Genomic DNA, 26,581 nt, shown 5'->3' with positions numbered 1-26,581 from the left:
GCTGGGACGTGGCGGTGCACTGCCACCGTTCGCTGGCCGAGGCCGAGGCGCTGGCCGCGCAGATCCGCGCGGGCGGGCGCCGCGCCGCGGTGCTGCAGGCCGACCTGGCCGACGAAGCCTCCACCGGCAAGCTGGTCGCCGACTGCATCGCGGCGCTGGGCGTGCCGACCTGCCTGGTCAACAATGCCTCGCTGTTCCAGTACGACGTGGCGACCAGCTTTTCCTATGCCTCGCTCGACACCCACATGCGCACCAACGTGGCGGCGCCGCTGCTGCTGTCGCGCGAGCTGCACCGCGCGCTGCCGGACGGGCAGACCGGCGTGGTGATCAACCTGCTCGACCAGAAGCTGGACAACCTCAACCCGGATTTCCTGTCGTACACGCTGTCCAAGTCCGCCCTGCAGACCGCCACCGTGCAGCTGGCCCAGGCGCTGGCGCCCAAGCTGCGCGTGGTGGGCGTGGCGCCCGGCATCACCATGGTCTCGGGCGACCAGTCCAGTCCCGGCTTCCGGCGCGCGCACTGCATGACCCCGCTGGGCCAGTCGTCCACGCCGGAAGATATCGCGCAGGCCGTGGCCTACCTGGCCGACGCGCGCGCCGTGACCGGCACCACGCTTTACGTCGATGGCGGGCAGCACCTGATGCCGCTCGCGCGCGACGTGATGTTCCTGACCGAATAACCCTTTGACGTACCCCGGCGCGCAAGGCCGGCAACCAGCCCGCGCGCCTTTCAGACTTAGCATCCCATCATGACCATGCTCGCCGCCCTTTCACTCCCCAGCCTGCAAGACTGCCGCCGCATGTTCCTGCGCAACTATGAAGTGCAGATCAATATCGGCGTGCACGAATTCGAGAAGAAGGGCGAACAGCGCGTGCTGATCAATATCGACCTGTTCGTGCCGCTGGCGCAGAGCACGCCCCAGGAGGACAAGCTGCAGGAAGTGGTGGACTACGACTTCATGCGCAATACCGTGGCCGAGCGCATGGCCCAAGGCCACGTGCACCTGCAGGAAACCCTGTGCGACGACGTGGCGCGCGCCATGCTCAAGCATCCCAAGGTGCGCGCCGTGCGCGTGTCGACCGAGAAGCCGGACGTCTACCCGGACTGCGATTCGGTCGGTGTCGAGGTCTTCCATATCAAGAGCGAGTAACAGCCGCGCAAGAAGCGCGCGCCGGCGTTCGGCGCGGCCGGGGCGCTCAAGCTAAAATAGCAGGTTGTCCGGCTACGGCCCGGCCGGCAGCAACGCAAGTGACGTGACTGCCGCATCGCACGCCGTTCCGCCCCCGCCTTCCCCGATTCGAGCGCCATGACCGCCACCACGCATTCCAAGAACTTCTTCCGCCTGGAGACCTATCTCCAGTCGCAGACGGGCCGCGCCATCGGCGATTTCAAGATGATCGAGGACGGCGACACGGTGCTGGTCTGCCTGTCCGGCGGCAAGGACTCGTACACCATGCTGTCGGTGCTGATGGCGCTGCAGAAGCGCGCGCCGGTCAAGTTCAAGCTGATCGCGATGAACCTGGACCAGAAGCAGCCGGGCTTCCCCGCGGACATCCTGCCGGCGTACCTGAAGTCGGTGGGCGTGGAATATGTGATCGTCGACGCGGATACGTATTCCATCGTCAAGGAGAAGGTGCCCGAGGGCAAGACCACCTGCTCGCTGTGCTCGCGCCTGCGCCGCGGCGTGATCTACCGCACCGCCAAGGAACTGGGCGCCAACAAGATCGCGCTGGGCCACCACCGCGACGACATTGTCCAGACCTTCTTCCTGAACCTGTTCTTCGGCGGCAAGATGAAGGCCATGCCGCCCAAGCTGGCCACCGACGACGGCCAGCACATCGTGATCCGTCCGCTGGCCTACTGCCCGGAAAAGGACATCGCCGCCTACGCGCGCGCCATGGAGTACCCCATCATCCCGTGCAACCTGTGCGGCTCGCAGGAGAACCTGCAGCGCAAGAAGGTCAAGGAGATGCTGGTGGAGTGGGAGCGCACGAATCCGGGCCGGACCGACAATATCTTTGCCGCGCTGCGCAGCGTGGTGCCCTCGCACCTGGCCGATACCGCGTTGTTCGATTTCAATGGCCTGGCAACCGGGCTGGCCAAGGTGGACGAGGCCGCGCTGTTCGGCGAGACCACCTTCTCCCAGCAGCCGCTGGTCTTTGCCGGCGGGATGGAGGAGAACAAGCTGGAATTCGTGCGCTTCGAGAAGTCCGCGCCGGCCGCCACTGCGCCGGCCGTCGCAGACTGAGCAGCGGACGCGGCTAGTTCTCTGCCCGCGCCGGCTGCGCGCCGGCCGTGGCGGGCGGTTTTTCGCGCATCAGCGCGTTGGCGTCCTCGATCCATTTCTGGAAGCGCTCGACCGCGTGGTTCTTCTGCTCGGGCGTGGTCAGGTTGGCAATGGTGGCCGTCAGCACCAGGCCCGCTTCGTTGTTGGCGTCGTGGCGCGCATCGCGCTCGCGCGTGGGCGGGTTCTGCCAGTGGTCGCCGTAGCGCCTGAGCATCTCCACGACCTGGGCCTTGGGCGGACGCGTGGCCTGCACCTGCCTGGCCAGGGCCAGCCATTCCTGCTGGCGCTTGACCCGCTCGTCGTAGCGCGCCTCCGCACCCTGCACCACGGGCGCCATGGCGCGCCGGATGACGGCCTCCTGCTCGCTGGAGAAGCGCCCGTAGATCAGGCGGGCATAATCCATCACCTTGTCGAAGCGGGCTTCCTCGCGGGCGGCCGGGTCAGGGCGCAGGTACTCCTTGCGGTACTTGGCGTTGGCTTCGCCGAACTTCTTATCCATCCGGGCGATCTGCTCGGGCGTGAGCGTCAGCAGCAGGTCGGCCACGTCGGGCGTGGAGCGGTCGAACGCCACGCGCGCCAGGCGCTGGGCGCCTTCCTGGATCCTGCCCACCTCGGCTGCCGTGACCGGCTGCTGCACTTCGCTCTTGGCCTGGCGCAGCAGGCCGGCGATTTCCGGCAACTGGTCCTTGCGGTGCCAGGCGAAGAAGCGGGCAATGGCGTCGCGCGTCAGCGGTTCCTGGCTGGCCGACACATCCACATAGTTGTCAACCCACCAGAAGGCTAGCCTGTCGCCCTGCTGGTAGCCCAGTTTCATGGCGTTGCAGGCGCCCAGCGCGGTCAGCGCGATCAGCGCGCCGGCCAGCGCGAACTTGCGCAGGCCGGCACCGTGGCGCTCGTTCCACGACATGAGAATTGGTGACAAACGGCGTAAAACCCGCATGATAGAATCCTTTTCCGCGTGATTTGGGCCCTGAACGCGCCCGCCATTCCCGGTTGCGGCAGCCTTTGCCGCCTGTCGCGGGATCCGGATCACGAAGCCGGCCAGCCTTGCCGGCCCCCGGGCTGTCCCGGGGGCGGTTTCAAACGGGTTTTTGGACACACTCACTTAGGACCCTCCTTGTGAATATCGTCATTCTCGCTGCGGGAATGGGCAAGCGCATGAACTCCGCGTTGCCCAAGGTCTTGCATCCGCTTGCCGGCCAGCCGCTGCTCGCGCATGTGATTGCTACGGCCCGCAAATTGTCGCCGACGCGGCTTGTCGTGGTGGTCGGGCATGGCGCCGAGCGCGTGCGCGAGGCCGTGGGCGCCGCCGACGTCGCTTTCGCCCTCCAGGCCGAGCAGCTCGGCACCGGCCACGCCGTGGCGCAGGCGCTGCCTCTGCTCGACGACAGCCAGCCCACGCTGGTGCTGTACGGCGACGTGCCGCTGACCGAGTCCGCCACGCTGCAGCGCCTGGTGGCCGAGGCCGGCACGGAACGCTTCGGCATCCTGACCGTGGAGATGGACGACCCCGCCGGATACGGCCGCATCGTGCGCGAGGCAGGCAGCATCGTACGTATTGTCGAGCAAAAAGATGCCACTGAGGCGCAGCGCGCCATCCGCGAGATCAATACCGGCATCATCATTGCGCCCACCGGCCACCTGCGCCGCTGGTTGTCCACGCTGCGCAACGACAACGCCCAGGGCGAGTACTACCTGACCGATACGGTCGAGCGCGCCGTCGCCGACGGCATGGAAGTGGTCGCGACGCAACCCGTCGCATTGTGGGAAACGCTGGGCGTCAACAGCAAGGTGCAGCTGGCCGAACTGGAGCGCATCCACCAGCGCAACCTCGCGCAGCGCCTGCTCGAAGCCGGCGTGACGCTGCTGGACCCCGCACGCATCGATATCCGCGGCGAACTCACCTGCGGGCGCGACGTGACCATCGACGTCAATTGCGTGTTCGAAGGGCGCGTGCATCTCGAAGACGGCGCCCATATCGGCGCCAGCTGCGTGATCCGCAACAGCACCATCGGCGCGGGCGCGCGCCTGCAGCCGTTCTGCCATTTCGAGGACGCCAGCGTGGGCGCGCAAGGCCGCATCGGCCCGTACGCACGGCTGCGCCCGGGCACCGTGCTCGGCGAGGATGTGCACATCGGCAACTTCGTCGAGGTCAAGAACAGCGAGATCGCGGCGCACAGCAAGGCCAACCACCTGGCCTACGTGGGCGACGCCACGGTCGGCTCGCGCGTCAATATCGGCGCCGGCACCATTACCTGCAACTACGACGGCGCCAACAAGCACCGCACCGTCATCGAGGACGATGTCTTCATCGGCTCCGATACGCAGCTGGTGGCCCCGGTGACCGTGCGCCGCGGCGCCACCATCGGCGCCGGCACCACGTTGACCAAGGAAGCGCCCGCCGACAAGCTGACGCTGTCGCGCAGCAAGCAGATGACACTCGACGCCTGGCACCGCCCGGTCAAGCAAGCGAAGAAATAAGCCCCGCCTCCGACCGGCCTGCGCCATGGCTGGCGGCATTGGCAAACCGCGGGTAACGGCGCTGCCGTTACCGCGCAATCTATCAGGCGCGGCCATGACCGCACCTGTCGGGAGAAAGTTATGTGTGGCATCGTCGGCGCGGTTTCCTCGCGCAATATCGTTCCGGTCCTGATCGAAGGCCTGCGTCGTCTCGAATATCGCGGCTATGACTCCTGTGGCGTGGCCGTGGTGCGCGAGGGCGCGCTCGAGCGCGCCCGCACCGTGTCGCGCGTGGCGGACCTGGACGAGCAGACCCGCGCCTCCGGCCTCGCCGGCGTCACCGGCGTGGCGCATACGCGCTGGGCCACCCACGGCAAGCCCGACACCACCAATGCCCACCCGCACTTCTCGGGCGAGACCATTGCGCTGGTGCACAACGGCATCATCGAGAACTACGAGCCGCTGCGCGAAGAGCTGCGCGCGGCCGGCTATGGCTTCGAGTCGCAGACCGACACCGAGGTCGTCGCCCACCTGATCCACCAGGCCTACAGCTATCCCAGCAGCGCCACGCGCGGCGACCTGTTCGGCTCGGTGCGCGCGGTGACCAAGCGCCTGCACGGCGCCTACGCCATCGCCGTGTTCGCCAAGGACCATCCCGAGCGCGTGGTCGGCGCGCGCGCCGGCTCGCCGCTGGTGGTGGCGCTGGGCGAGAACGAATCGTTCCTGGCCTCGGACGCGCTGGCCGTGGCCGGCACGGCCAACCGCATCGTCTACCTGGAAGAAGGCGATGTGGTGGAGCTGACCCGCGAGGGCGCCACCATCCGCGACGTGCACGACCACCTGGTCGAGCGCGAAGTGCGCGTGGTCGAGACCCACGCTGCGGCCGTGGAACTCGGCCCGTACCGCCACTTCATGCAGAAGGAGATCTTCGAGCAGCCGCGCGCGCTGGGCGATACGCTCGAAGGCGTCGATGCGATCACGCCGGAGCTGTTCGGCGAGAGCGCGCAAGGCGTGTTCGGCGAGATCGACAGCATCCTGATCCTGGCCTGCGGCACCAGCTACTACTCGGGCTGCACCGCCAAGTACTGGCTGGAGTCGGTGGCGAAGATCCCGACCCAGGTCGAGGTCGCCAGCGAATACCGCTACCGCGAGACCGTGCCCAACCCGCGCGCGCTGGTGGTGGTGATCTCGCAGTCCGGCGAGACCGCCGACACCATGGCCGCGCTGCGCCACGCCAAGTCGCTCGGCCACACCCACACGCTGTCGGTGTGCAACGTGGCCACCAGCGCCATGGTGCGCGAGACCGAACTGCGCTTCCTGACCCGCGCCGGCACCGAGATCGGCGTGGCCTCCACCAAGGCCTTCACCACCCAGCTCGCCGCGCTGTACATGCTGACGCTGGCGCTGGCCAAGGTGCGCGGCAAGCTCACTGCCGGGGCCGAGGCCGCCGCGCTGGCCAACCTGCGCCACCTGCCGGCCGCGCTGCACGGCGTGCTGGCGCTGGAGCCGCAGATCATCTCGTGGTCGGAGGACTTCGCCCGCCGCGAGAACGCGCTGTTCCTGGGCCGCGGCCTGCACTACCCGATCGCCCTGGAAGGCGCGCTCAAGCTCAAGGAAATTTCGTACATCCACGCCGAGGCCTATCCCGCCGGCGAGCTCAAGCATGGCCCGCTGGCCCTGGTGACCGAGGCCATGCCGGTGGTGACCGTTGCGCCCAACGACGCCCTGCTGGAGAAGCTCAAGTCCAATATCCAGGAAGTGCGCGCGCGCGGCGGCCGGCTGTACGTGTTCGCTGACAGCGATACGCATATCCAGTCCAGCGATGGCATCCAGGTGATCCGCCTGCCCGAGCACTACGGCGACCTGTCGCCGATCCTGCACGTGGTGCCGCTGCAATTGCTGGCGTACCACACCGCCTGCGCCCGCGGCACCGACGTGGACAAGCCGCGCAACCTGGCCAAGTCGGTCACGGTGGAGTAAGGGCGGCGCGGCCGGGGGCCGCCGGCCGGTATCACGCCGCGCACGGCGTGCCGGCACCCTGGTCGCCAGGTATCTGTATCTACATGTCTTCATCTTCATCATGCGCGAGCGGATGACAGGCTTGAAGGCATCATCCAGCGGGCAGGCCAAGGCTTGCCCGTTGACGTTTGCGGCTCGGCCCCGGCGCGGCGCGCGGCACAGGGCCGCCCGCTTGCCGGCTTGCTGTTCAGCATCGCCCCTGGCGCCGGCCCCTGCTGTCGGTGCATTTCCTACTTTGATATCGGCCAACGCCGCGTGCACCGCGGCGCATGTGTTGTCTTCGCCGCGCCATGCAGACGCGCTACACTGTGCGCCCCGGCGGCGGGTACATGCGGCAGAGCGCGCGAAGCGCACCATGTCCCCGCCCCGCGGGAGCAAGCCTGTCGCTGCGCGGGAACACGCAGATTCACCGCGGCGCGGCCGGCACGAAGACAAGAAGCAGGGAGCAGGGATGAGGCAAGGCGAGCTACTGGGCAGATTGGTCGACGGCGCAGTCCTGCGCCTGTCTCGCGATCCCTGGGGCAATCTGCTGCCGAGCGTTTCGCTGACAGAGCCGGGCCCGCAAGGCAAGGCTCAGTTCGTGCATTGCTGGCAGATCCGCAAGATGATGGATTCGGGTTTGCTGATGTACGACAGGGGCGTGGCGGAGGAATCGGACCGGCTGCTGCCGACGGCGGGGGGACTCGCCGCGGGGCAGGCCTGGAACCGCGCGAAGACGCGCGGCGAAGGGCAGTGCGGCTGAGCGCCGGCCAGGGCCGCTGCCCTCGGGGGCGGCGACAGGAAAATCTGCCGCCGCCGCTCGTGGCAGCGCGGGCAGGACGGCCGTCATGCGGCCACCATGCGGGCGATGTGGTGCCGACATGGTGCCGACATGGGGCCGAGGTGGTGCCGATATGGGGTCGATGCGCGCCCGTTATGCGGCAGGGCCTTGCGGCGCGCGCGTCCAGGCGCCGTCCACCAGCCGGTTGATGCCCAGCGGATTGGCATCTTTCAGCGCATCGGGCAGCAGCGCGTCGGTAAAGTTCTGGTAGCAGACCGGGCGCAGGTAGCGGTCGATGGCCATGCTGCCGACCGAAGTGCCGCGCGCATCCGAGGTGGCCGGGTAGGGGCCGCCATGCACCATTGCTTCGCAGACCTCCACGCCGGTCGGATAGCCGTTCACGAGAATCCGGCCCACCTTCTGCTCGAGCCGCGCCACCAGCGCGGCACAATCCGCGATCTCGTCGTCCTCCGCGATCAGCGTGGCGGTGAGCTGCCCGCGCAGGCTGTCGACCAGCCGGCCTAGTTCTTCCGCGTCCGCGGCCTCGACCACCACCGTGGAGGGGCCGAAGACTTCCTCCTGCAGCAGCGCATCGCCTTCGAGCAGCAGTGCCGCATCTGCCCGGAACACCTGAGCGCATGCCTTGCCGTCGCGCTGCGCCGTGCCTGCCAGCAACGCCACGCGCGGGTGCGTCGCGAGCGCCCGCGAGCCATGCGCGTAGTGGTCCATCCCGCCCGCGCTCAGCATGGTTTGCGCAGGCTGGGCCTCGACCGCCGCGCACAGGTGCCGCACGAACGCGGTGAACGCCTCGCCGCGCACGCCGAGCACCAGGCCCGGGTTGGTGCAGAACTGCCCGGCGCCCAGCGCGACCGACGCCGCCAGTTCCTCCGCCACCTGCCCGCCGCGCCGCGCCAGCGCGAGGGGCATGAGCAGCACCGGGTTGATGCTGCTCATCTCGGCGAATATGGGAATCGGCTGGGGCCGCGCGGCGGACATGTCGCACAGGGCGCGCCCGCCGCGCAGCGAACCGGTGAAGCCGACGGCCTGGATGGCGGGATGCTTGACCAGGCGCTCGCCCACGCGGTCGCCGAAGATCATGTTGAACGTGCCGGCCGGCATGTCGAGCCGGCGGGCCGCGCGCAGGATGGCGTCCGCGACTTCCTGCGCGGTCGCCATATGGCCCATGTGGGCCTTGAACACGACCGGGCAGCCGGCGGCCAGCGCCGATGCGGTGTCGCCGCCCGCGGTCGAGAAGGCCAGCGGAAAATTGCTGGCGCCGAACACGGCCACCGGGCCGATGCCGGTGCGGCATTGGCGCAGGTCCGGCCGCGGCAGGGGCTGGCGCCCGGGCTGGGCGGTATCGATGCGGGCGCCGAGGAAGTCGCCGCGGCGCAGTACCTGCGCGAACAGGCGCATCTGGTTGCTGGTGCGGCTGCGTTCGCCGCGGATACGGGCGGCCGGCAGGGCGGTTTCGCGGCAGACCAGCTCCACGAAGGCCTCGCCGAGCGCATCGATCTCATCGGCGATGGCATCCAGGAATTCGGCGCGGCGCCGCGGCGCCAGCGCGCGGAATGCCGGAAAGGCCTGCGCGGCAGCCTGCGCGGCCGCGTCGATCTCCCCGGGAGTCGCTTCCACGAAGCGCAGCGGCAGGCGTTCGCCGCTCGCCGCATCGACGCTGTAGAGGAAGGCCGAGCCCGCCGCGCGGCGCTCGCCGCCTATGTAGTTGTAGCCCGACATTGCCGGCATGACGATGGTCTCCTGAAGGTGGGGGAACGGATCGGCGAAAGGCGCCGGGCGCGGGTGCGCCGCACCGCGTGCCTCCGGCGGTCGACTGTAGCGGCCGTGCCCGCCCGGGGCCAATGACATCTGGGCGCGGGGCGATAAGCATTCGTTATCGCTTTGCACGCGGGCAGCCGGCCGGCCGATTCTTGCCTGCGGCGCAAGACTGTCTGGATGCGCCGGCAAGAGCGGCGGGGCGCGGCAGCCGATATAGTGGCCACTTCTTTCCCCGATGCCGTCCACATGAGCCACACCGTCCCCTCGCTGCACATCCTCGCCTCCCGCCTGCGGCTCAAGCAGCTGCGGCTGCTGATCGAGCTCGACCGCCACGGGTCGCTGCACAAGGCCGCCGACGAGATCGCCATTTCGCAGCCGGGCGCGACCAAGGTCCTGCGCGAGATCGAGAACCTGCTGGGCATGCCGCTGTTCGAACGCCAGCCCAAGGGACTGGTGGCCAACGACCTGGGCCGCTGCGTGATCCGCTATGCGCGGCTGATCTACAGCGACCTGGAGCACTTGCGCGAAGAAATGACCGCAATTGCGCAGGGTCACGGCGGCCACCTCGCGGTGGGCGTGATCATGGGCGCGGTGCCGCTGCTGACCAGGGTGCTGGCGGCGCTGCGCCGCAAGCATCCGACCCTGTCCGTGGAGGTGGTGGAGGACACCAGCGCGCGCCTGCTCGATCTGGTCGACGAGGGCCGGGTGGACGTGGCGATCTGCCGCAGCGGCGTCAGCCGGCGGCCCGACGCCTACGCCTGCCTGCGCCTGGACGAGGAGCCGCTGTCGGTGGTGGTGGCGTGCGGCCATCCGCTGGCCGGCGCCGCTTGCGTCGCGCTGGAGGCGCTGAGCGGCTCCAGCTGGATCGCCTATCCGGTCAACATGCCCATGCGCGTGGCGCTCGAGCGCGAGCTTGCCAACGCGGGCATCAAGGCGCCGCGCTTCCCGCTGGAGACCGCCTCTACCTTCACCACCTTCACCATGCTGCAGGAAGACCCCACGCTGGTTGCCGTCATGCCGCGCGAAGTGGCGCTGTTCGGCGAGCGCTTCGGCCTGGCGGCGCGCCTGCCGGTCACGCTGCCGCCACTGGAAGAGCCGTTCGGCGTGATCAGCCGCGCCGGCTCGACCCCGTCGCCCGGCGCGCGGCTGCTGATCGACGAGTTGTTCGCCGGGCGGCCGGACGGCGGGCAGCAGCCTACTTGATGACGAGCGGATTGACCGGCGCGCCGGTGCCGCCCACGATTTTCAGCGGCGCCGCGGTGTAGAGGAACTGCCACTGGCCGTCGGCGGCGCAATCCTCGGCCAGTGCGTCGAGCTGGGCGACCTCGGCGAAGGCTACGCCGAGATTGCGCATCAGCGCGGCGTGCAGCGGGATCATGACGCCCGATTGCGGGTCCACCGTCACTTCGTTGCCCATGGTGTCGGTCACCAGGTTGGGGATCTCCATGGCGTGGAACCACTCCACCAGTTCGCGGCTGAAGGTCAGGCCCGGCTCGACGAAATCGCTGTAGAACTCGGCGGCCTCGCGCTCGTAGAACGAGCCGATCCAGCCGGTGCGGATGATGAGGATGTCGCGCGGCTCGATGGTGGTGCCCTGGGCCTGCGCCGCGGCCAGCACGTCGAGATGGGTGAAGGTCTCGCCCTTGTCCAGCACGGCCTTGCCGCGATGGCGCGCCATGTCGACGAGCACCGCGCGGCCGGCCACGCCGCGCTCGGCGATGGGGACGATGCTGGCGCGCGCCATGCTGCCGATGGTGCTCATGGCGTCGTAGCCGTTCCACAGCTTGTCGTCGTACCAGACGTGGCCGAGCGCGTCGTACTGCGTGGAGCCCTGCACATGCATGAAGATCACGTCGTCGGAGAACTCGACGTTGCCGTCGAAGTGCGCCTTGCCGGCCAGGTAGTGCCCTTTGTCCAGCACGTTCATGCGCATCGACGGCCGGCGGCCCGGGAACAGCGGCTCGCCCTTTTCGTGGCCGATCGGGATCTGCAGCGTGAAGGTCTTGCCTTGCCTGACCGCCGCGATGCCGCGCAGCACCTGCGCGGCCTGCAGGTAGTTCAGCGCGCCGACCTCGTCCTCGGGGCCCCACTTGCCCCAGTTGGTCGGCAGGCCTTCCAGCAGTTGCTTGATGTCAGGATTGTTGTTCGAGCCGTGTACGCACATCGTGGTGTCTCCTCGTGGCGGCCGCCGCCCGCCCGCTGCGACGGCGGCCTTGTCTTGTCAGCGGATGGGCGAGAAGGCCGCGGGCCTGAGCAGTTTCGATTCCTGCCTGATCAGCATGGGGAAGGCCTTGGGCACGAAGCGCTCGAGCCAGTCCGGGTCCCGGTACAGCGCGGCACGGCGCTCGATGCGGTCGTCCAGGCTTTCATAGGCCCAGATGTGCACGACCTGGTTCAGTTCGCCGATCTCGGTGTACCACCAGCCCACCAGCGTGGCGTAGCGGGAGATGACCGGCAGGCCTTCCTTCTCGAAGTGCTGCAGGTATTCCTGCATCTTGCCGATCTGGATGGTGTAGGTGCGCATTTCGTAATGCATGGACAGTTTCCTTGTTGTCGGTGGAATGGGGCGCGCGCGCCGTGGCCGAAGCGGCTACAGCACGCCGTGATAGGCGTTGGTGATGATGCGTTCGATGTCCGCGGCGGTGGTCAGCCTGGGATTGACCAGCACGTTGCCGCTGCGCATCGAATCGCTGACCATCTGCGGCAGGAAGGCGAGGTCGACGCCGAGTTCGCGGATGGTGGCCGGGATGCCCAGCGCCTGGTTCAGCCCGACCACTTGCTGCACGACCGCGCGCGCCGCCTCCTCCGCGGACATGGCGCGGGTGTCCACGCCCATGGCGATGGCGATGTCGCGTAGCCGCTCCGGGCAGGCCGGCGCGTTGAAGGCCAGCACGTACGGCAGCAGCGCCGCGTTGGCGATGCCGTGGGCGATGTTGAACACGCCGCCGAAGGTGTGGGAGATGGCGTGCACATTGCCCAGCTTGGACTGCGAGAACGCCACGCCCGCCAGGAAGGAAGCCAGCAGCATGTTCTCCCGCGCGGCCACGTCGGAGCCGACATAGAAGGCCTTGCGCAGGTTCTCGCTGATCATGCGGATCGCGCCGATGGCCAGGGCCTGGCTGACCGGATTGGCCTGCTTCGATACATAGGATTCGATCGCGTGCGTGAGCGCATCCATCCCGGTGGCGGCCGTGATCGACGGCGGCAGCTTGAGCGTGAGGCTGGCGTCGAGGATCGCCAGCCTGGGGAACAGCGCCGGGCTGATGATGACCGTCTTGAACAGGGTTTCCTTGTTGGTAAACACGGTGGACGCGGTGCATTCGCTGCCGGTGCCCGAGGTGGTGGGAATGGCAAACACCGGCAGCGGCGCGTTCTTCAGGCGGTCATAGCCTTCGTAGTCGAGGATGCTGCCCGGGTTGGTGGCCATGGCGGCCACGCCCTTGGCGGTGTCGATGCTGCTGCCGCCGCCCACACCGATCACGGCGTCGCACTCGTGCGTCTTCAGGAAGGCCACGGCCTGGTCCAGCACGGCGGTGCTGGGGTTCGGCTCCACGCCCGGGAAGACTTCGTAGGCGATGTCCTCGGCGCGCAGCGACTGGAAAAAGCCCTCCAGCAGGCCGGAGCCCGCCAGCCCCGCGTCGGTGACGACCAGCAGCCTGCGGCGCAGGTGCGGCTTGAGCAAGGCGCCGGCCTGCGCAGCCAGGCCGATGCCGGACTTCAGCATGGTCGGAAAGTAATAGTTGAATGCGTTCATGGCGATCTCGTACAGGTTTGCCGCGACGCGCCGGCGGCGCCGAAGGGCATGGACATGGGAAGGCAGGCTGCGGCCAGGCGTGCCTGGGGGCGTGGCAGTCTTTCGGATCTGCTTGTGGGCCGGATGCCGGCGCGCCGTACGCGGCGCCGGATGTCATCCACGGCCCATACCTTACAAACCGCGCCACCGCGGCGGTAATGAAAAGACCTGATTGGCGGATAACCAGCGCTTATCGCCGGTCCGTCGCGGTGCCGCGCCGGCGCCGCCGGTTATCGGGCGATGACGAACTCTCATTAGGCAAGCCGCCGGCGCGGCCCTACATTGCCGCCAATCCGCCATGGCCGGCACGGCATGGCGCCACCGCGCGCGCTCCGGCCGCGGCAAAAAACACAATCACAAGGACGAGACAACATGAAATCCGTTGATGCCTTCGACACCGGGGCCTCCGACGTGCCCGACGCCGCGGCCGAGATTCGCTCCGACATGCGCGCCGACATGCGCGCGCAGCCGCGCGCGGCCGCCCGCCCCAGCAACGTGCGCTGGCGGATCTTCCTCATCATGCTGCTGCTGACGGCGATCAACTACATCGACCGCGCTTCGCTGTCGGTGGCCTTGCCCCTGATCGCACCCGAGTTCGACCTCTCGCCCGCGGCCGAAGGCCTGGTGCTCAGCGCCTTCTTCTGGTCCTACGCGCTGATGCAGGTGCCCGTGGGCGCGCTGCTGGACCGCTATCACACGCGCGGCATCATCGCCGCGGCGACGGTGGCCTGGGGCGCCTTCCAGGCGCTGGGCGCGACTGCCCACAATGGTGTCATCCTGCTGCTTACCCGCATGGGGCTGGGCGTGGCCGAATCGCCCATCATGCCCGCCGGCGCCAAGCTGACCGGCGCGTGGCTGACGCCCAACGAGCGCGGGCGCGGCGCGGTCCTGGTCGACGGCGGCGCGCCGCTGGGCAGCGCGCTCGGCGCCATCATCATCGCGGGCCTGATCGCATGGCTGGGCTCGTGGCGCATTGCCTTCGTCATCTCGGGCGTCGGCACCATGCTGGCGGGCTGGCTGGCCTGGTACTACATCCGCAACCATCCGGCGGATCACCCCGGCGTCAACGCGGCCGAGCTCGAACACATCACGCGTGCCAACGGCGAGCGCGAGGGCGGCACGGCAGCCGCGCCGCCGCTGCGCGAACTGCTGCGCGACCGCTCCATCCTCGCCATGTTCGGCGGCTACAGCTGCGTGCTGAGCGTGTTCTACGGCCTGCTGACCTGGATGCCGAGCTATCTGCACAAGACGCACGGCCTCAATATCTCCAGCATGGGCGGCGCCACGTTCGTGATCTTCATGTCGGGCTTCGTCGGGGAACTGGTCGGCGGCTATATCGGCGACAAGTGGAAATCCTCGGGCGCGTCGCCCAACCTCGTGATGCGCAGCATGTTCAGCGGCTCCTCGCTGGTGGCGGCGGCCTGCATCCTGGCGGCGGCCTACACGGCCGATGCCGCCCGGGTCATCGTGCTGCTTTGCACCGCCATGTTCTTCATCCGCTGGTGCGGGATGTACTGGTGCCTGCCGGCCCTCATCGGCGGCACGGAGCGCACCGGCGTGCTGGCCGGCATCATGAACTTCTGCGGCAACATGGCCGGGGTGGTGGTGCCGCTACTGATCGGCGTGATCGTGCAGTGGTCCGGCTCCTACTTCCTGGCGCTGCTGTTCTTCGTGGTGATGGCAGTGCTGCTGGCTGTCTGCTCGAGCCTGATCGACTACCGGCAGCGTCCGCTGGCCTGAGGGCCACGCTGCGTTCGCCGTGGGGGCATGCCCACGGTCCGGCAGGCGTCTGACTTAGAATGGTGCGCCAGACGACAACGGATAACGAACAAGGGAGACCGTGCATGTTGTGGAAATCGACCCCATCGCTGGAAGCGCTCCAGGCTCGCCACGAGGACACCGCCGTGGCGCAGCTCGGCATCGAGTTCACCGAGGTAGGCGAGGCGTCTCTCAGCGCGCGCATGCCGGTGGACCGTCGCACCGTGCAGCCCTATGGCATCCTGCACGGGGGTGCCTCCGTGCTGCTGGCGGAGACGCTCGGCAGTTGCGCGGCCAGCCTGTGCCTGGACAACGAGGCGCAGTACTGCGTGGGGCTCGACATCAACGCCAACCATGTGCGCGCGGTGCGCAGCGGCTTTGTGACGGGCACGGCCACGCCGGTCCATGTGGGCCGTACCACCCACGTGTGGGCCATCGAGATCCGCGACGACGAAGGCCGGATGGTGTGCATCTCCCGCATCACCATGTCGATCCTGTCGCGCTGACCGCCCGCGGCCGCGCCCGCCGAAGGCGTGCCGTGCAGAGTTTCCCGTTTCCGGATACACTGCGCCCGCACTGAACGAGGACGCGCATCGCAGCGTCCTCCAACAGCGGCGGGGTGGCAGAGTGGTTATGCGACGGTCTGCAAAGCCGTACACGGCGGTTCGATTCCGTTCCCCCCGCCTCCAGCACCTGGCGGTAGCGCAGGTCCAGGGCCGGATGCCGCGCCGGTGCATGCCGCGCGCGCCATGTTTGCCACGCGAGCTACGTGTACCGTGCGTGGCCGTTGCATCCCGCCAGCGGCCACCGCGCCCGCACTTTTTCCTTTCCCCCAAGTCCTTCCCGCCACGTCCTTTCGCCTCACGTCCCCCAAACGCGTGATGCATGCCGGTATTCGCACAGCATGGAAGAGCACGCCCCGATTCCTGCCGTATTCCCGGCTGGAACAAGTCCGCCGAATCATGTAGTGTGAAGTCAACGCAGTCCATCCATGACAACCTCCGCCATCGTGCGTGGCGGATAGATAATTGCAATGACAAGAGATCTGCGTGTCCGCGCAGCACAACCGGCCGACTGGCCGGCAATCGCGGAAATCCTGGAATCCTGTGGCCTCGCCAGCGACGACCTCGATCCCTCGCTGGCGCTGTTCCATATTGGCTTGCTCGACGGCAAGATCGTCGGCTGCGCCGGCACCGAGGGGTATGACGAGACCGTGGTGGTGCGCTCGGTGGCCGTGCTGCCTCCCTACCGCGACCGGGGCATCGCATCCCATATGGTTGCCGCCGCGCTGATGCGCGCACGCTCCAACGGCTGTACGCGCGCGGTGCTGCTCAGTGCCAGTTGCCCCAACTATTTTGCCCGCTATGGATTCTCGCTGATCGCGGCCGAGCGCCTGCCGCCCGCGGTGCGCGCCTCGCGCGAGTTCCAGCGCCAGGAAGGCTTGCCGCTTTGCATGTACTGCGAACTGAAGTAGGCGCATGCCCCGGGATATCCGAAGTATGAAGTCCGATGTCATGAAGACGAAACACCGATGACCTTGCCCACGCCGACGGCGCCCGCCGCCCAGCCGGATCCGGCGCCATTCGACTGCCTGGTGTACATCGGCCGTTTCGAGCCTTTCCATGACGGGCACTTCGCCATGCTGCGCCAGGCGCTGTCGCAGGCGCGCGTGGTGATCGTCGTGCTGGGCTCGGCAGGTGGGGCGCGCACGGTAAAGAATCCGTTCACCGGCGACGAGCGCCGCCGCATGATCGAGGCCGCGGTGGCCGCATGGGACGCTGCCCGCGTGCCGGATCTGCGCTTCGTGGCCGTGCGCGACTACTACGAGGGCCCGCGCTGGGCTGCCGCCGTGCGCGCCGCCGTGGGCGCGGTCCTGGGCGAGTTCCTGGGCGAGTTCCCGGGTGCGGAGCCGGGCCTGCGCGCCGAGGCGCGCGTCGGGCTGTTCGGGCATTTCAAGGATGCATCCTCGGGCTATCTCAACGACTTCCCCGGCTGGCCCCTGGTGCCGCAGCCCAGCTTCGGACAACTCAATGCGGCCGATGTGCGCGGGCAGTGGTTCGCACAGGCGGGCGCGCTCGATGGCGTGGAGCGCGTGCTGCCGCCCCCGGTCGCTGCCTTCCTGCGCGAGTTCGCCGCGCGCGAGGCCTTCGCCGTGCTGCTGGCTGAGTACCGCTTCCTCGAGGACCATCGCCACCGTTGGGCGGCCGCGCCGTATCCGCCGGTCTTCGTCACCGTGGACGCGGTGGTGCGCTGCTGCGGCCATGTGCTGCTGATCCGCCGCGGCGGCCAGCCCGGGCGCGGCGCATGGGCGCTGCCGGGCGGCTTTCTGGACCAGCACGAGCGCGTGGCCGACGCGGTCCTGCGCGAGCTCGACGAGGAAACCCGCTTCAATCTGCCAAAGGCCGAGTTGCAGCAGGCATGCCGCGGCCAGGCGCTGTTCGACCACCCCGAGCGCAGCCAGCGCGGGCGCACGCTGACCCACGCCTTCTTCTTCGACCTGCCGCTCGATGCACTGCCCGGGGTGGACGCCGCCGACGACGCGGCGGCGGTGCGCTGGCTGCCGCAGCAGGAGTTGCTGGCGCTGGAAGGGCAGATGTTCGAGGATCACCTGCTGATCCTCGACCACTTTCTCCACCTGTTCGAAGCAGGGCCCGCCCGGCCTCGCTGACCGCCCGGGTCGGCCAGCGCCAGGGCCAGGGGCGCCGTCTGGTCCACCAGCCGGATGCCGATCGGGGCCTCGCGGGCCCGCAACCGCCCGCATCCCGATTCATCCGTGCCGGTGCGCCAGCCTTTCATCCTCCCCATGTCCGCATCGGTGAATTTCCACCGTCACATGCACAAGCTCCTCGTGCACGGATAGTGCCTCCCTGACCTGCGCCGGCGTGAGCGCATTGTCGTGCGTCACCAGGCTGGCAATCACCGCGAACTTCTGCTTGCCCACGCGCCACACATGCAGGTCGGTCACGCGCGTGCCTTCGGGTCCCTGGTCGAAGCTGGCCAGTACCTCGCGCACTTCGTCCACCACCGGGTGGTCCATCTCGCGGTCCAGCAGCACGGTGCCGGTCTGCCTGAGCAGGCCGAGCGCCCAGTGGCCGACTAGCGCCGCGCCGACGAGGCCCATCACGGGGTCCAGCCAGGCCAGCCCGAGCCACCAGCCACCGGCCAGGGCCAGCACCGCCAGTACCGAGGTGGCGGCATCGGCCAGCACATGCAGGTAGGCGGAGCGCAGGTTCAGGTCGTGGTGGTGCGCACCGCCGTGACCGTGGTCGTGATCGTGATCGTGGCCGTGGTGATGGTCATGCCCGTGTTCATGCCCGTGGTGAGCGTCGCCCAGGATCAGCGCGCATGCCAGGTTGACCAGCAGCCCGACGATGGTCACCGCCATCGCTTCGCGATAGTGGATGGCCTGCGGGCTGAACAGCCGCTCCACCGAGCCGTACACCATCAGCGCGGCCACGCCGAGCAGGACGATGGCGCTGGCAAAGCCGGCCAGCACTTCGATCTTCCACGCGCCGAAGGCAAAGCGCTTGTCGCCGGCGTAGCGGCGGGCGGCGGCGTAGGCAAAGGCGGCCAGGCCGATTGCCAGCGCGTGCGAGCTCATATGCCAGCCGTCGGCCAGCAGCGCCATCGAATTGAACCACAAGCCGGCGGCGATCTCGGCCACCATGGTGGCGGCGGTGATGAGCATCACCAGGCGGGTGCCGCGTTCGGCGGCGCGATTGCCTGTGTCGAAGACGTGGCTGTGGGTCCAGCGGGAGAGGTCCTGGGTATGCATGATGGCTTTGCCCTGCGTGGCGAAATGATGTGATTGGCGCAAGCGTAACAGCGCCGGCGCGGCAGGCCGCCTTCGTCCATGCCGGCAGCGTGGTGTTGGCCCGTGCCGCCTCGCGCGGGGTTGCCCCCGGGCTGTCACGCCCATCTGCTATTGTTGGCACGCTGCCTGCCACCGTGCAAGGCCCCGACAGCCCCACACAACCCGATGCACGCCACCACCCTCGCTCCCGCGGCCGCCCCGGCGCCCATTTCCCTGCGCCAGGCTTTCTGGTACTGGCTCAAGCTAGGCTTCATCAGCTTCGGCGGCCCCGCCGGGCAGATCGCCATCATGCACGAGGACCTGGTCGAGCGGCGCCGCTGGATCTCCGAGGCTCGCTTCCTCCATGCGCTCAACTATTGCATGGTGCTGCCCGGGCCCGAGGCGCAGCAACTGGCGACCTATATCGGCTGGCTGATGCACCGTACCTGGGGCGGCGTGATGGCGGGCGGGCTGTTCGTGCTGCCGTCGCTGCTGATCCTGATGCTGCTGTCGTGGGTCTACCTGCGCTTCGGCGAGGTGCCCGCGGTGGCCGGCGTCTTGTACGGCATCAAGCCGGCGGTGACGGCCATCGTGATGTCGGCGGCATGGCGCATCGGCTCGCGCGCCCTGCGCAACGGCTGGCTCTGGGCCATTGCGGCGGCCTCGTTCGTCGCCATCTTCGCGCTGGCATTGCCGTTCCCGCTGATCGTGGTGGCCGCTGCCCTGATCGGCCATGTGGGCGGGCGCCTGGCGCCGGCGCGCTTCGCCGGCGCGGGCGGGCACGGCGCCGCCAGGGCGGGCCACGGCCCCGCGCTGATCGACGACGGCACGCCGACGCCCGAGCATGCCAGTTTCACCTGGCCGCGCTTTGCGCGCGTACTCGGCGTCTTCCTGGCGATCTGGGCGCTGGCGCTGGGCGCGCTGGCATGGCGCTACGGCTGGCAGGGCACGCTCACGCAAATGGGCTGGTTCTTCACCAAGGCGGCGCTGATGACCTTCGGCGGAGCCTATGCGGTGCTGCCCTATGTGAACCAGGGCGCGGTCGAGCATTTCCACTGGCTCACCGCGCCGCAGATGATCGACGGGCTGGCGCTGGGAGAAACCACGCCCGGCCCGCTGATCATGGTGGTGGCCTTCGTGGGCTTCGTCGGCGGCTGGACGCACGCGGTGCTTGGCGCCGGCAGCGAACTGGCCTCGGGCGTGGCGGCGGCCGCACTGGTGACCCTCTTCACCTTCCTGCCGTCCTTTCTGTTCATCCTGCTCGGCGGGCCGTTCGTGGAGAGCACGCACGGCAACCTGAAGTTCACCGCGCCGCTGACCGCCATCACGGCGGCGGTGGTCGGGGTGATCGTCAACCTGGCGGTGTTCTTTGCCTCGCACGTGCTGTGGCCGGCCGGGCTGCAGGGCCGCTTCGACTGGCCTTCGGCCCTGATCGGGCTGGCCGCGGCGGTGGCACTGTTCCGCTTCAAGGCGGGGGTGATCCCGGTGATCCTCTGCTGCGGGCTGGCGGGCATGGCCATCACGCTGCTGCGCTGAGCGCCGCCAGCCGCCACCGACCGCTACCAGCCGCTGTGGGGCACGCCGGGCTCGCGGTGCGCGGCGAAGTGCTGCGCGAGGTAGTCCACGAAGGCGCGCACCTTGGCGGTGAGCTGGTCGCGCGTGAGGAAGACCGCGAACACATCGGCGGGCGGTGTCGACCAGTCGGGCAGCACCTGGCGCAGCCGCCCTGACCTGAGCATCGGCGCCACCTCCCATTCCGAGCGCATCAGGATGCCGTGGCCCTGCAAGGCCCAGCCTAGCGCCACCTCGCCATCGTTGGTGCTGGCGGGCCCGCGCACCTTCACGGTTTCCTGGCGGCTGGCCGAGCGCAGGTGCCAGGTGCCGTAGGTGGCGTCGCTCTCGCGGATCACGATGCAGCGGTGCTGCTGCAGCTCGCGCGGCGAGGCCGGCTCGCCGTGGCTGGCCAGGTAGCGCGGCGCGGCGCACAGCAGGCGGCGGTTATGTGCGATGGGGCGCGCGCTCAGGCGGGCATCGGGCAGGTCGCCCACGCGGATGCCCACGTCGAAGCCGGCCTCGGCCAGGTTGAGCGGCCGGTCGGTCAGTTCCAGCTGCACCTCCACCTCGGGGCAGGCCAGCAGGAAGGCGCCCACCGCGGGCGCCACGTGGCGCCTGCCGAAGCCGAGCGTGGCGTTGACCCGCAGCAGGCCGCGCGGTGCCACGCGGCTGCCGCCCAGGCCTTGCTCCAGCTCCTCGAGCTCGGCCAGGATGCGCGCGCCGCGTTCGAGGTAGGCCTCGCCTTCCTGCGTCACGCTCAGCCGGCGCGTGGTGCGGTTGAGCAGGCGCACGCCCAGGCGGGCCTCCAGCGCGGCCAGCCGCTTGCTGGCCGCGGATGGCGTGATGCCGAACTGCTGCGCCGCGCCGGCCAGGCTGCCGCGCTTGACCAGGGTGACGAAGAAGGCGAGGTCCGAGAAATTGTCCACGTGGCGAGCGGCGGTCGATGGCGGCGGCAAGGCGCCAGGATTGCTGAAAATGAAGACCGAATGAAAGTCTGTGAATGAAATTATAGCGGCGGGTTCAATGCTTACACTGGCATCTACGCGGATCTGCACCTGATCCCGACAGGAGGACGAATCGTGTTCGAAGGCTTCACCCCGCGCCGCGTGCAATGCGGCGACGTCGAGATCCATGCCGTGGTGGGCGGGCAGGGCCCGGCCCTGCTGCTGTTGCATGGCCATCCGCAGACACATGTGATCTGGCACAAGGTGGCCGCCACGCTGGCGCGCCATTTCACCGTGGTCGCCACCGACCTGCGCGGCTACGGCGACAGCGGCAAGCCCGCCGGCCTGCCCGACCATGCCAACTACAGCAAGCGCGCCATGGCGCAGGACCAGGTCACGGTCATGCGCGCGCTCGGCTTCGAGCGCTTCCTGGTGATGGCGCACGACCGCGGCGGCCGCGTGGCCCACCGCATGGCGCTGGACCATCCCGATGCGGTGCGGCGGCTGGTGACGCTGGACATCGCGCCCACGCTGGCCATGTACGAGCAGACCAGCCTGCAGTTCGCCACCGCCTACTGGCACTGGTTCTTCCTGATCCGCCCGGCGCCGTTCCCCGAGACGCTGATCGAGGCCGATCCCGCGCTCTACCTGCGCAGCACCATGGGCAGTCGCAGCGCCGGCCTGGCGCCATTTACCGACGAAGCCATGGCCGAGTACCTGCGCTGCCTCAGGCAGCCCGGCGCCGCGCACGGCCTGTGCGAAGACTACCGGGCCAGCGCCTCGATCGACCTCGAGCACGATCGTGCCGACATCGCCGCCGGGCGCCAGGTCGAGTGCGGGATGCTGGCCTTGTGGGGCGAGCAGGGCGCGGTGGGCCGCTGCTTCGCGCCGCTGGAGGAATGGCGCAAGGTGGCGCGCAACGTACAGGGCAAGAGCCTGCCGTGCGGCCACTATATCGCCGAGGAAATGCCGGAACTGCTGCTGGAAGAAACGCTGCCGTTCCTGCTGGCGGAGCACTGACGCCGCGCGGCCGGGTGCTGCGCGATCGGCCGGGCTGGCATACACTCGCTGGCTTCATCCGCCGGCCAGGCGCCGGCCAACCGCACGCGATTCCGCCCATGCCGCCTCGCAAGACCGCCGCCCGTCCGGCCGAAACCCCCGTCGCCGAGCCCGCCGAAGGCCGCGCCACCAGCGACCAGGCCATCCAGCTGCTGGATGGCGCCGTGCGCCATGTGCTGGAGCGCGGCATCGGCGATCTCTCGCTGCGCAGCGTGGCCGAGGCGCTCGGCACCAGCCACCGCATGCTGATCTACTACTTCGGCTCGGCCGACGGCTTCTGGGAGGCCGTGCTGCGCCGCATCCGCCATGCCGAACTGGAGTCGCGCGCCAGCCTGGCCACCGCCGAGACCGATCCGGCCCGCGCGCTCGAATTGGCCTGGGCCCGCTACTCGGCGGACAACTACCTGCCGGTCATCCAGCTGCTGTTCGAGATCTACGGGCGCGCCATCCGGGATCGCGAGCGCTTCCAGGCCTTTCTGGACGACGTGATCGGCAGCTGGATCGGCGCGCTGAGCGAGCGCTTCCACAAACAGCACGGACTGAGCGCGAGCGAGGCGAAGCTGCGCGCGCGCGTCGAGCTGGCCACGGTGCGCGGCCTGCTGCTCGACCTGGTCACCACCGGTGACCGCAAGGGCACCACCGCGGCCCTCAAGTATTTCGCGCGCATGCTCAATGCGCCGGGGGCCGCGCAGGCGTCTGACGCCTGAGCGCCTGAGCGCCTGAGCGCCTGACGACCTGATGCCACGCGGCGCCTCGATGGCGCCGCGCTGCTTTCTGGCGCGGCCACCCTCTCCGGTTCCTGCCCGGTTCCTCTCCGGTCACTTGCCTGCCGCGCGCACGCAGCCCGCGTCCGGCGGTCTTTTCTTCTTCGTGTACCACGTGGTACAGTAAACCGCATGCCGCCCTGAAGACCATGGCGGCGCGGAGGAAAAAGGAGACCGATGTGAAGAGACGCAAGCTGATGCTGGCTGCCGTGCTGGCAGCCGCGGGATGGACGTGCGGCGCGCCCGCGCACGCGCAGGACTGGCCGCAGCGCCCCGTGCGGCTGGTGGTGCCGCAGGCCGGCGGCAGCGGCAACGACGTGCTGGCGCGCGCGCTGGCCGAAGCGCTCGGCAAGCGCTGGGGCCGCGCCGTGGTGGTGGAGAACCGCCCCGGCGCCAACGGCGTGCTGGCCATCAACTACGTGCTGCAGCAGCCGGCCGACGGCTACACGCTGTTCTTTGCCGGCGTGTCCAACCTGGCCTTCAATCCCTTCCTGTATCCGTCGCTGCCCTATGTGCCGCAGCGCGACCTGGCCGGCGTGGCGATGCTGGCCAGCTCGCCGTTCGTGCTGGTGGTGGCGCCGTCGCTGCACGTGGCCAGCTTTGCCGAATTCGTGCGCCAGGCCAAGGCGCGTCCGGCCGCCATCAGTTTTGCCTCGGGCGGCATCGGCAACTCGACCCACCTGGCGATGGAACTGGTGGCCGAGCGTGCCGGCATCCGCCTGCAGCATGTGCCATTCAACGGCGCGGGCGGCTCGACCAGCCTGATGTCGGGCCAGACGCCCGCAATGATGAACGTGGTCGCCGGCGTGCAGCCGTATATCGCCGGCAAGAAGCTGGTGGCGCTGGCGGTGACCGGCGAGAGGCGCCTGCCGGCGCTGCCGGACGTGCCGACCTTCAGGGAACTCGGCTATGACGTGGCCGTGCCCGGCTGGTATGCCATCGTGGCCAGGGCCGGCACGCCGGCGGCGCTGGTCGGCAGGATCAACGCCGACATCAACGCGGCCCTGGACGAACCCGCCTTCAAGGAGAAGCTGGCCAGCCAGTTCCTCGACCCCATCAAGGGCCCGCCCGCGGAAGTGGAGCGCCATATGCGGCGCGACGCCGAGGCGTGGGGGCCATTCATCCGCAAGCTCGGCATCGCGCTCTGACGCACAAGGCACTAGACGCAGGACACTAGACTCAGGACACAGGAGACAAGACATGCCCCGTATCACCACCGCCGTGCGCGACTACCGCATGGCCATGATGCACCAGCTGATGGACCGCCTGCGCGTGGACGCGCTGGTGTTCGGCACCCCGGACTTCTTCCAGTTCGCCACCAACTTCCAGCTCGACGTATGGCCGTGGGAGCGGCCCGTGTTCGTGTTCGTGCCGCGTAGCGGCGAGCCGTTCGCGGTGATGAACGAGCTGTCCACCAACCATATGCGGCTGAGCACGGAGAACGAATCGGTGTGGCTGCGCGATGTGACCTACTACGCCGAGCATCCGCGCGTCTCGCGGCGCCTGCCGCTGGCGCCGCAGCTGCCCGAGGTGGTGGCGTCGCTGCTGGCCTCGCACGGGCTCGGCGGCGCGCGCATCGCGGTGGACGTGAGCCACCCGGTCCTGGCCGCGGCGCAGCGCCATCTGCCGGAGCTGGTGCTGCGCCCGGCCATGGCCGAGATGCGCGGCATGCGCTGGGTCAAGCATGCCGAGGAGCTGGAGGTGATGCGCGCGCTGGGCGCGCTCACGGACTGGGTGCAGGACCGCTATCGCGAGCATATCCGCCCGGGACGGCTGGTGCAGGAGCTGGACCATGCCATGTCGGCGCTGATGGTGGAAGAGGCGGCGCGCCGCTTTCCCGGCGAGGATTTCGAGATCCTCAAGTGCTGGACGCTGACCGGCGCCGCCTCGGCCTCGCCCCACGGCGACGGCGCGTCGTGCGGGGCGCGCATCGCATCCGGCGATACCATCGTCAACCTGATCCTGCCACGCCTGAACGGCTACTACGTGGAGAACGAGCGCACCTGGTTCTGCGGCAAGCCCGGCGAGCGGCAGGCGCATTGCTACCAGGTGGCCGCCGAAGCCACCGATGCGGCGGTGGCTGCCGCGGTAAGCGGGCGCCGCGTGTGCGACATGGACGCTGCCGCGCAGGCGGTGATCGAGCGCGCCGGCCTGGGCGAATACATCTTCCACCGCACCGGGCACGCGGTCGGGCTGATGCTGCACGAGTATCCGGAGGACATGGCCTTCAACACGCGGCCGTTGCTGGCGGGCGAGGTCTATTCGGCCGAACCCGGCATCTACGTGTATGGCCTCGGCGGCTTCCGCCTCGACGACACCGTGGTGGTGGGCGAGCGGCCCGAGGTCATCGTGAAGACGCCGAAGACGCTCGCCTACGCCACCGTGGCGTAGGCCTCGACCGGTCCCTTGTCGCCCCGCCCGGCCGCGCGGTGATTGCGCGGGGTGATCGCGCAGGCGCGCCCGCCGGGCCTGAGCAGCCCCGCTGATGAAGTGGATGTTGGAGCGCAAAATCGACTTCCGGCCGAGGAAGCCTGCGACGCCGCCCGGGGCAATTTGCTCGGCAGGCCGCTGCCGCCGTCGGCGTCTGCCAGCCTGGTGCGGGCGGATGCGCTCCCTGACGCGGCACGGCAACAGGGACCGGGATGGGCCGAGCAGGATGCAGCCCGGAGGTGCATAATCGCTCACCAGTACGACGAGCCCTAGCCGGAGTGGTCGACCGGCGTCCAACATACATTCATGAATGGATGTATAATTCCGGAATTATTCGCCTGGCGACAGGCGTTTGTTGCGGAATTTGACCATGACTTACCGTTTTATTGCCGGATGTATTGGCACCTGGCTTGCGATCGCCGTGACCGCGGGCTTGGTGGTGGAACGTCTCTGGTCCTGAGTACGGGTGGTCGGCCTTGCCGCGGGAGAGGTGGCAAGGTTTTCGCTAGGACTTGCCACTCTTCGCGGTAAATACCACCCACCATGCTCATGACCAATCAGAAGAAGACCGGCCTTGCCCGCCGGTTCGCATCGCAATTCAAGGCGCTTGCCGCCGTTGCCGCTTTCGGCGCCTGCGCGTCCGCGTACGCCGACCCCGCCGTCCACTTTGCCTTCGGCCGTGATCCGGGCCACAACATCAACAAGTACGAAGTCGGCGTGAACTGGGATTCCGGCTTCAACTGGGGCAACCCGCAGGGCTGGCTGTTCAAGTTGCAGTGGGAGGCCGAACTGGCCGAATGGAACACCCTGAGCGGCACCAACCACCATAACGTGACCGAGTTCGGCTTCTCGCCGATCTGGCGCCTGGAAAAGCGCGGCGGCGCCTGGGTACCGTTCCTCGAAGCGTCGGTCGGCGTGCGCATGATGAGCAGCAAGTACACCTCGGAAGAGCACCGCTCCGGCAGCCTGTTCCAGTTCTCCGACATGCTTGGCCTGGGCGTGGCTTTCGGTCCCAGGACCGCCTATGAAGCCGGCTTCCGCTACCAGCACGTCTCCAACGCCGGCATCAAGCAGCCCAATCCGGGCAGTGGTTTCTACACGGGCTACGTGCGCTATCGCTTCTGATCGCGCTTGCGGCGCCCCGGCGGCCGCGGCGCGCCCCGCGGCCGGGCCGGCCTGACAC

General features: G+C 68.8%; 24 protein-coding genes and 1 tRNA gene. 18 read left to right on the top strand and 7 right to left on the bottom strand.

Features of this window, described 5'->3' with window-relative positions; all coding sequences use genetic code 11:
- The 3 genes from AC1DKV_RS34640 to ttcA form a co-directional block, all read left to right on the top strand.
- The coding region (locus AC1DKV_RS34640) for an SDR family oxidoreductase (protein WP_477139120.1) at positions 1–680 on the top strand (680 nt) is incomplete at its 5' end.
- A gap of 69 nt (positions 681–749) precedes the next feature.
- Positions 750–1,151: a dihydroneopterin aldolase gene (locus tag AC1DKV_RS34635; protein ID WP_441617567.1), complete on the top strand. Its 402-nt coding sequence runs from the start codon at positions 750–752 to the stop codon at positions 1,149–1,151.
- A 156-nt stretch (positions 1,152–1,307) separates the two neighbouring features.
- Positions 1,308–2,249, top strand: a complete 942-nt coding sequence (ttcA, locus tag AC1DKV_RS34630; protein ID WP_441617569.1) for a tRNA 2-thiocytidine(32) synthetase TtcA — start codon at positions 1,308–1,310, stop codon at positions 2,247–2,249.
- 13 nt (positions 2,250–2,262) lie between these two features.
- Here the strand turns inward: ttcA and AC1DKV_RS34625 are convergent, their stop codons facing one another.
- Complete coding sequence (locus AC1DKV_RS34625; protein WP_441650360.1) at positions 2,263–3,195, bottom strand: DUF6279 family lipoprotein; 933 nt, start codon at positions 3,193–3,195, stop codon at positions 2,263–2,265.
- Positions 3,196–3,407: 212 nt separating this feature from the next.
- Here AC1DKV_RS34625 and glmU point away from each other — a divergent pair, with 212 nt between their 5' ends.
- The 3 genes from glmU (at position 3,408) to AC1DKV_RS34610 (ending at position 7,509) form a co-directional block, all read left to right on the top strand.
- Positions 3,408–4,769, top strand: coding sequence for a bifunctional UDP-N-acetylglucosamine diphosphorylase/glucosamine-1-phosphate N-acetyltransferase GlmU (gene glmU, locus AC1DKV_RS34620; protein ID WP_441650359.1), 1,362 nt, complete (start codon positions 3,408–3,410; stop codon positions 4,767–4,769).
- A gap of 120 nt (positions 4,770–4,889) precedes the next feature.
- Entirely contained in the window at positions 4,890–6,728 is a 1,839-nt protein-coding gene (gene glmS, locus AC1DKV_RS34615; RefSeq protein ID WP_441617575.1) for a glutamine--fructose-6-phosphate transaminase (isomerizing), read from the top strand.
- A gap of 517 nt (positions 6,729–7,245) precedes the next feature.
- Positions 7,246–7,509, top strand: coding sequence for a hypothetical protein (locus AC1DKV_RS34610; RefSeq protein ID WP_477116260.1), 264 nt, complete (start codon positions 7,246–7,248; stop codon positions 7,507–7,509).
- 171 nt (positions 7,510–7,680) lie between these two features.
- On the opposite strand, the gene AC1DKV_RS34605 is transcribed toward AC1DKV_RS34610, so the two are convergent.
- The gene (locus AC1DKV_RS34605) at positions 7,681–9,273 is read right to left on the bottom strand and encodes an aldehyde dehydrogenase (NADP(+)) (RefSeq protein ID WP_441650358.1); all 1,593 of its coding nucleotides are present in this window, start codon (positions 9,271–9,273) and stop codon (positions 7,681–7,683) included.
- 276 nt (positions 9,274–9,549) lie between these two features.
- Between AC1DKV_RS34605 and AC1DKV_RS34600 the strand changes: the two genes are divergently transcribed.
- Complete coding sequence (locus AC1DKV_RS34600) at positions 9,550–10,506, top strand: LysR family transcriptional regulator (protein WP_441617581.1); 957 nt, start codon at positions 9,550–9,552, stop codon at positions 10,504–10,506.
- Here the strand turns inward: AC1DKV_RS34600 and AC1DKV_RS34595 are convergent.
- The 3 genes from AC1DKV_RS34595 to AC1DKV_RS34585 are packed head-to-tail and all read right to left on the bottom strand — an operon-like array spanning position 10,499 to position 13,057.
- Positions 10,499–11,467 (bottom strand): cyclase family protein, encoded by a 969-nt coding sequence (locus tag AC1DKV_RS34595; protein ID WP_441650357.1) that lies wholly within the window; start codon positions 11,465–11,467, stop codon positions 10,499–10,501. The genes AC1DKV_RS34600 and AC1DKV_RS34595 overlap by 8 nt on opposite strands.
- 57 nt (positions 11,468–11,524) lie before the next feature.
- Complete coding sequence (locus tag AC1DKV_RS34590; RefSeq protein WP_441617585.1) at positions 11,525–11,839, bottom strand: NIPSNAP family protein; 315 nt, start codon at positions 11,837–11,839, stop codon at positions 11,525–11,527.
- Between the two features lie 54 nt (positions 11,840–11,893).
- A complete protein-coding gene (locus AC1DKV_RS34585) occupies positions 11,894–13,057 on the bottom strand; it encodes an iron-containing alcohol dehydrogenase (protein WP_441617587.1) in 1,164 nt (387 codons plus the stop codon).
- 483 nt (positions 13,058–13,540) lie between these two features.
- Here AC1DKV_RS34585 and AC1DKV_RS34580 point away from each other — a divergent pair, with 483 nt between their 5' ends.
- The 5 genes from AC1DKV_RS34580 to AC1DKV_RS34560 all read left to right on the top strand — a co-directional run bounded on the left by AC1DKV_RS34580 (position 13,541) and on the right by AC1DKV_RS34560 (position 17,522).
- Entirely contained in the window at positions 13,541–14,836 is a 1,296-nt protein-coding gene (locus AC1DKV_RS34580; protein ID WP_441650362.1) for an MFS transporter, read from the top strand.
- A gap of 104 nt (positions 14,837–14,940) precedes the next feature.
- Positions 14,941–15,360, top strand: coding sequence for a hotdog fold thioesterase (locus AC1DKV_RS34575; protein ID WP_441650356.1), 420 nt, complete (start codon positions 14,941–14,943; stop codon positions 15,358–15,360).
- A gap of 107 nt (positions 15,361–15,467) precedes the next feature.
- Positions 15,468–15,543, top strand: a tRNA-Cys gene (locus AC1DKV_RS34570).
- A gap of 344 nt (positions 15,544–15,887) precedes the next feature.
- Positions 15,888–16,328, top strand: coding sequence for a GNAT family N-acetyltransferase (locus tag AC1DKV_RS34565; protein WP_441617591.1), 441 nt, complete (start codon positions 15,888–15,890; stop codon positions 16,326–16,328).
- A gap of 57 nt (positions 16,329–16,385) precedes the next feature.
- Positions 16,386–17,522, top strand: coding sequence for a bifunctional nicotinamide-nucleotide adenylyltransferase/Nudix hydroxylase (locus AC1DKV_RS34560; protein WP_441650355.1), 1,137 nt, complete (start codon positions 16,386–16,388; stop codon positions 17,520–17,522).
- A 99-nt stretch (positions 17,523–17,621) separates the two neighbouring features.
- On the opposite strand, the gene dmeF is transcribed toward AC1DKV_RS34560, so the two are convergent.
- A complete protein-coding gene (dmeF, locus tag AC1DKV_RS34555) occupies positions 17,622–18,629 on the bottom strand; it encodes a CDF family Co(II)/Ni(II) efflux transporter DmeF (protein WP_441617595.1) in 1,008 nt (335 codons plus the stop codon).
- Between the two features lie 204 nt (positions 18,630–18,833).
- Here dmeF and chrA point away from each other — a divergent pair, with 204 nt between their 5' ends.
- Positions 18,834–20,183, top strand: a complete 1,350-nt coding sequence (gene chrA / locus AC1DKV_RS34550; RefSeq protein ID WP_477116408.1) for a chromate efflux transporter — start codon at positions 18,834–18,836, stop codon at positions 20,181–20,183.
- Between the two features lie 23 nt (positions 20,184–20,206).
- Here the strand turns inward: chrA and AC1DKV_RS34545 are convergent, their stop codons facing one another.
- Positions 20,207–21,127: a LysR family transcriptional regulator gene (locus tag AC1DKV_RS34545; protein ID WP_441650147.1), complete on the bottom strand. Its 921-nt coding sequence runs from the start codon at positions 21,125–21,127 to the stop codon at positions 20,207–20,209.
- 153 nt (positions 21,128–21,280) lie between these two features.
- On the opposite strand from AC1DKV_RS34545, the gene AC1DKV_RS34540 reads away from it, so the two are divergent.
- The 5 genes from AC1DKV_RS34540 (at position 21,281) to AC1DKV_RS34520 (ending at position 26,523) form a co-directional block, all read left to right on the top strand.
- Positions 21,281–22,165: an alpha/beta fold hydrolase gene (locus tag AC1DKV_RS34540; protein WP_441650148.1), complete on the top strand. Its 885-nt coding sequence runs from the start codon at positions 21,281–21,283 to the stop codon at positions 22,163–22,165.
- A 98-nt stretch (positions 22,166–22,263) separates the two neighbouring features.
- Positions 22,264–22,911: a TetR family transcriptional regulator gene (locus tag AC1DKV_RS34535; protein ID WP_441650149.1), complete on the top strand. Its 648-nt coding sequence runs from the start codon at positions 22,264–22,266 to the stop codon at positions 22,909–22,911.
- Between the two features lie 236 nt (positions 22,912–23,147).
- Complete coding sequence (locus AC1DKV_RS34530) at positions 23,148–24,116, top strand: Bug family tripartite tricarboxylate transporter substrate binding protein (protein WP_441650150.1); 969 nt, start codon at positions 23,148–23,150, stop codon at positions 24,114–24,116.
- A 52-nt stretch (positions 24,117–24,168) separates the two neighbouring features.
- On the top strand, positions 24,169–25,359 hold the full coding sequence (locus AC1DKV_RS34525) for a M24 family metallopeptidase (protein ID WP_441617607.1): 1,191 nt from the start codon (positions 24,169–24,171) through the stop codon (positions 25,357–25,359).
- 588 nt (positions 25,360–25,947) lie between these two features.
- Positions 25,948–26,523 carry an acyloxyacyl hydrolase gene (locus AC1DKV_RS34520; protein ID WP_441617609.1) on the top strand — a complete coding sequence of 192 codons (576 nt, stop codon included), beginning with the start codon at positions 25,948–25,950 and terminating at the stop codon, positions 26,521–26,523.
- Positions 26,524–26,581 lie beyond the last annotated feature (58 nt).

It is taken from the genome of Cupriavidus sp. 05T41 (assembly GCF_056396525.1).
Note: the sequence above shows the minus strand (reverse complement) of the source record. Positions and strands in the feature narration are given on the sequence as shown.

Bases quoted from the DNA above. Each gene is read 5' to 3' on its own strand.
- AC1DKV_RS34635 (WP_441617567.1), top strand. From the start codon at position 750: ATGACCATGCTCGCCGCCCTTTCACTCCCCAGCCTGCAAGACTGCCGC.
- ttcA (WP_441617569.1), top strand. From the start codon at position 1,308: ATGACCGCCACCACGCATTCCAAGAACTTCTTCCGCCTGGAGACCTAT.
- AC1DKV_RS34625 (WP_441650360.1), bottom strand. From the start codon at position 3,195: ATGTCGTGGAACGAGCGCCACGGTGCCGGCCTGCGCAAGTTCGCGCTG.
- glmS (WP_441617575.1), top strand. From the start codon at position 4,890: ATGTGTGGCATCGTCGGCGCGGTTTCCTCGCGCAATATCGTTCCGGTC.
- AC1DKV_RS34605 (WP_441650358.1), bottom strand. From the start codon at position 9,273: ATGCCGGCAATGTCGGGCTACAACTACATAGGCGGCGAGCGCCGCGCG.
- AC1DKV_RS34600 (WP_441617581.1), top strand. From the start codon at position 9,550: ATGAGCCACACCGTCCCCTCGCTGCACATCCTCGCCTCCCGCCTGCGG.
- AC1DKV_RS34595 (WP_441650357.1), bottom strand. From the start codon at position 11,467: ATGTGCGTACACGGCTCGAACAACAATCCTGACATCAAGCAACTGCTG.
- AC1DKV_RS34590 (WP_441617585.1), bottom strand. From the start codon at position 11,839: ATGCATTACGAAATGCGCACCTACACCATCCAGATCGGCAAGATGCAG.
- AC1DKV_RS34585 (WP_441617587.1), bottom strand. From the start codon at position 13,057: ATGAACGCATTCAACTATTACTTTCCGACCATGCTGAAGTCCGGCATC.
- AC1DKV_RS34580 (WP_441650362.1), top strand. From the start codon at position 13,541: ATGCGCGCCGACATGCGCGCGCAGCCGCGCGCGGCCGCCCGCCCCAGC.
- AC1DKV_RS34575 (WP_441650356.1), top strand. From the start codon at position 14,941: ATGTTGTGGAAATCGACCCCATCGCTGGAAGCGCTCCAGGCTCGCCAC.
- AC1DKV_RS34565 (WP_441617591.1), top strand. From the start codon at position 15,888: ATGACAAGAGATCTGCGTGTCCGCGCAGCACAACCGGCCGACTGGCCG.
- AC1DKV_RS34560 (WP_441650355.1), top strand. From the start codon at position 16,386: ATGACCTTGCCCACGCCGACGGCGCCCGCCGCCCAGCCGGATCCGGCG.
- dmeF (WP_441617595.1), bottom strand. From the start codon at position 18,629: ATGCATACCCAGGACCTCTCCCGCTGGACCCACAGCCACGTCTTCGAC.
- chrA (WP_477116408.1), top strand. From the start codon at position 18,834: ATGCACGCCACCACCCTCGCTCCCGCGGCCGCCCCGGCGCCCATTTCC.
- AC1DKV_RS34535 (WP_441650149.1), top strand. From the start codon at position 22,264: ATGCCGCCTCGCAAGACCGCCGCCCGTCCGGCCGAAACCCCCGTCGCC.
- AC1DKV_RS34525 (WP_441617607.1), top strand. From the start codon at position 24,169: ATGCCCCGTATCACCACCGCCGTGCGCGACTACCGCATGGCCATGATG.
- AC1DKV_RS34520 (WP_441617609.1), top strand. From the start codon at position 25,948: ATGACCAATCAGAAGAAGACCGGCCTTGCCCGCCGGTTCGCATCGCAA.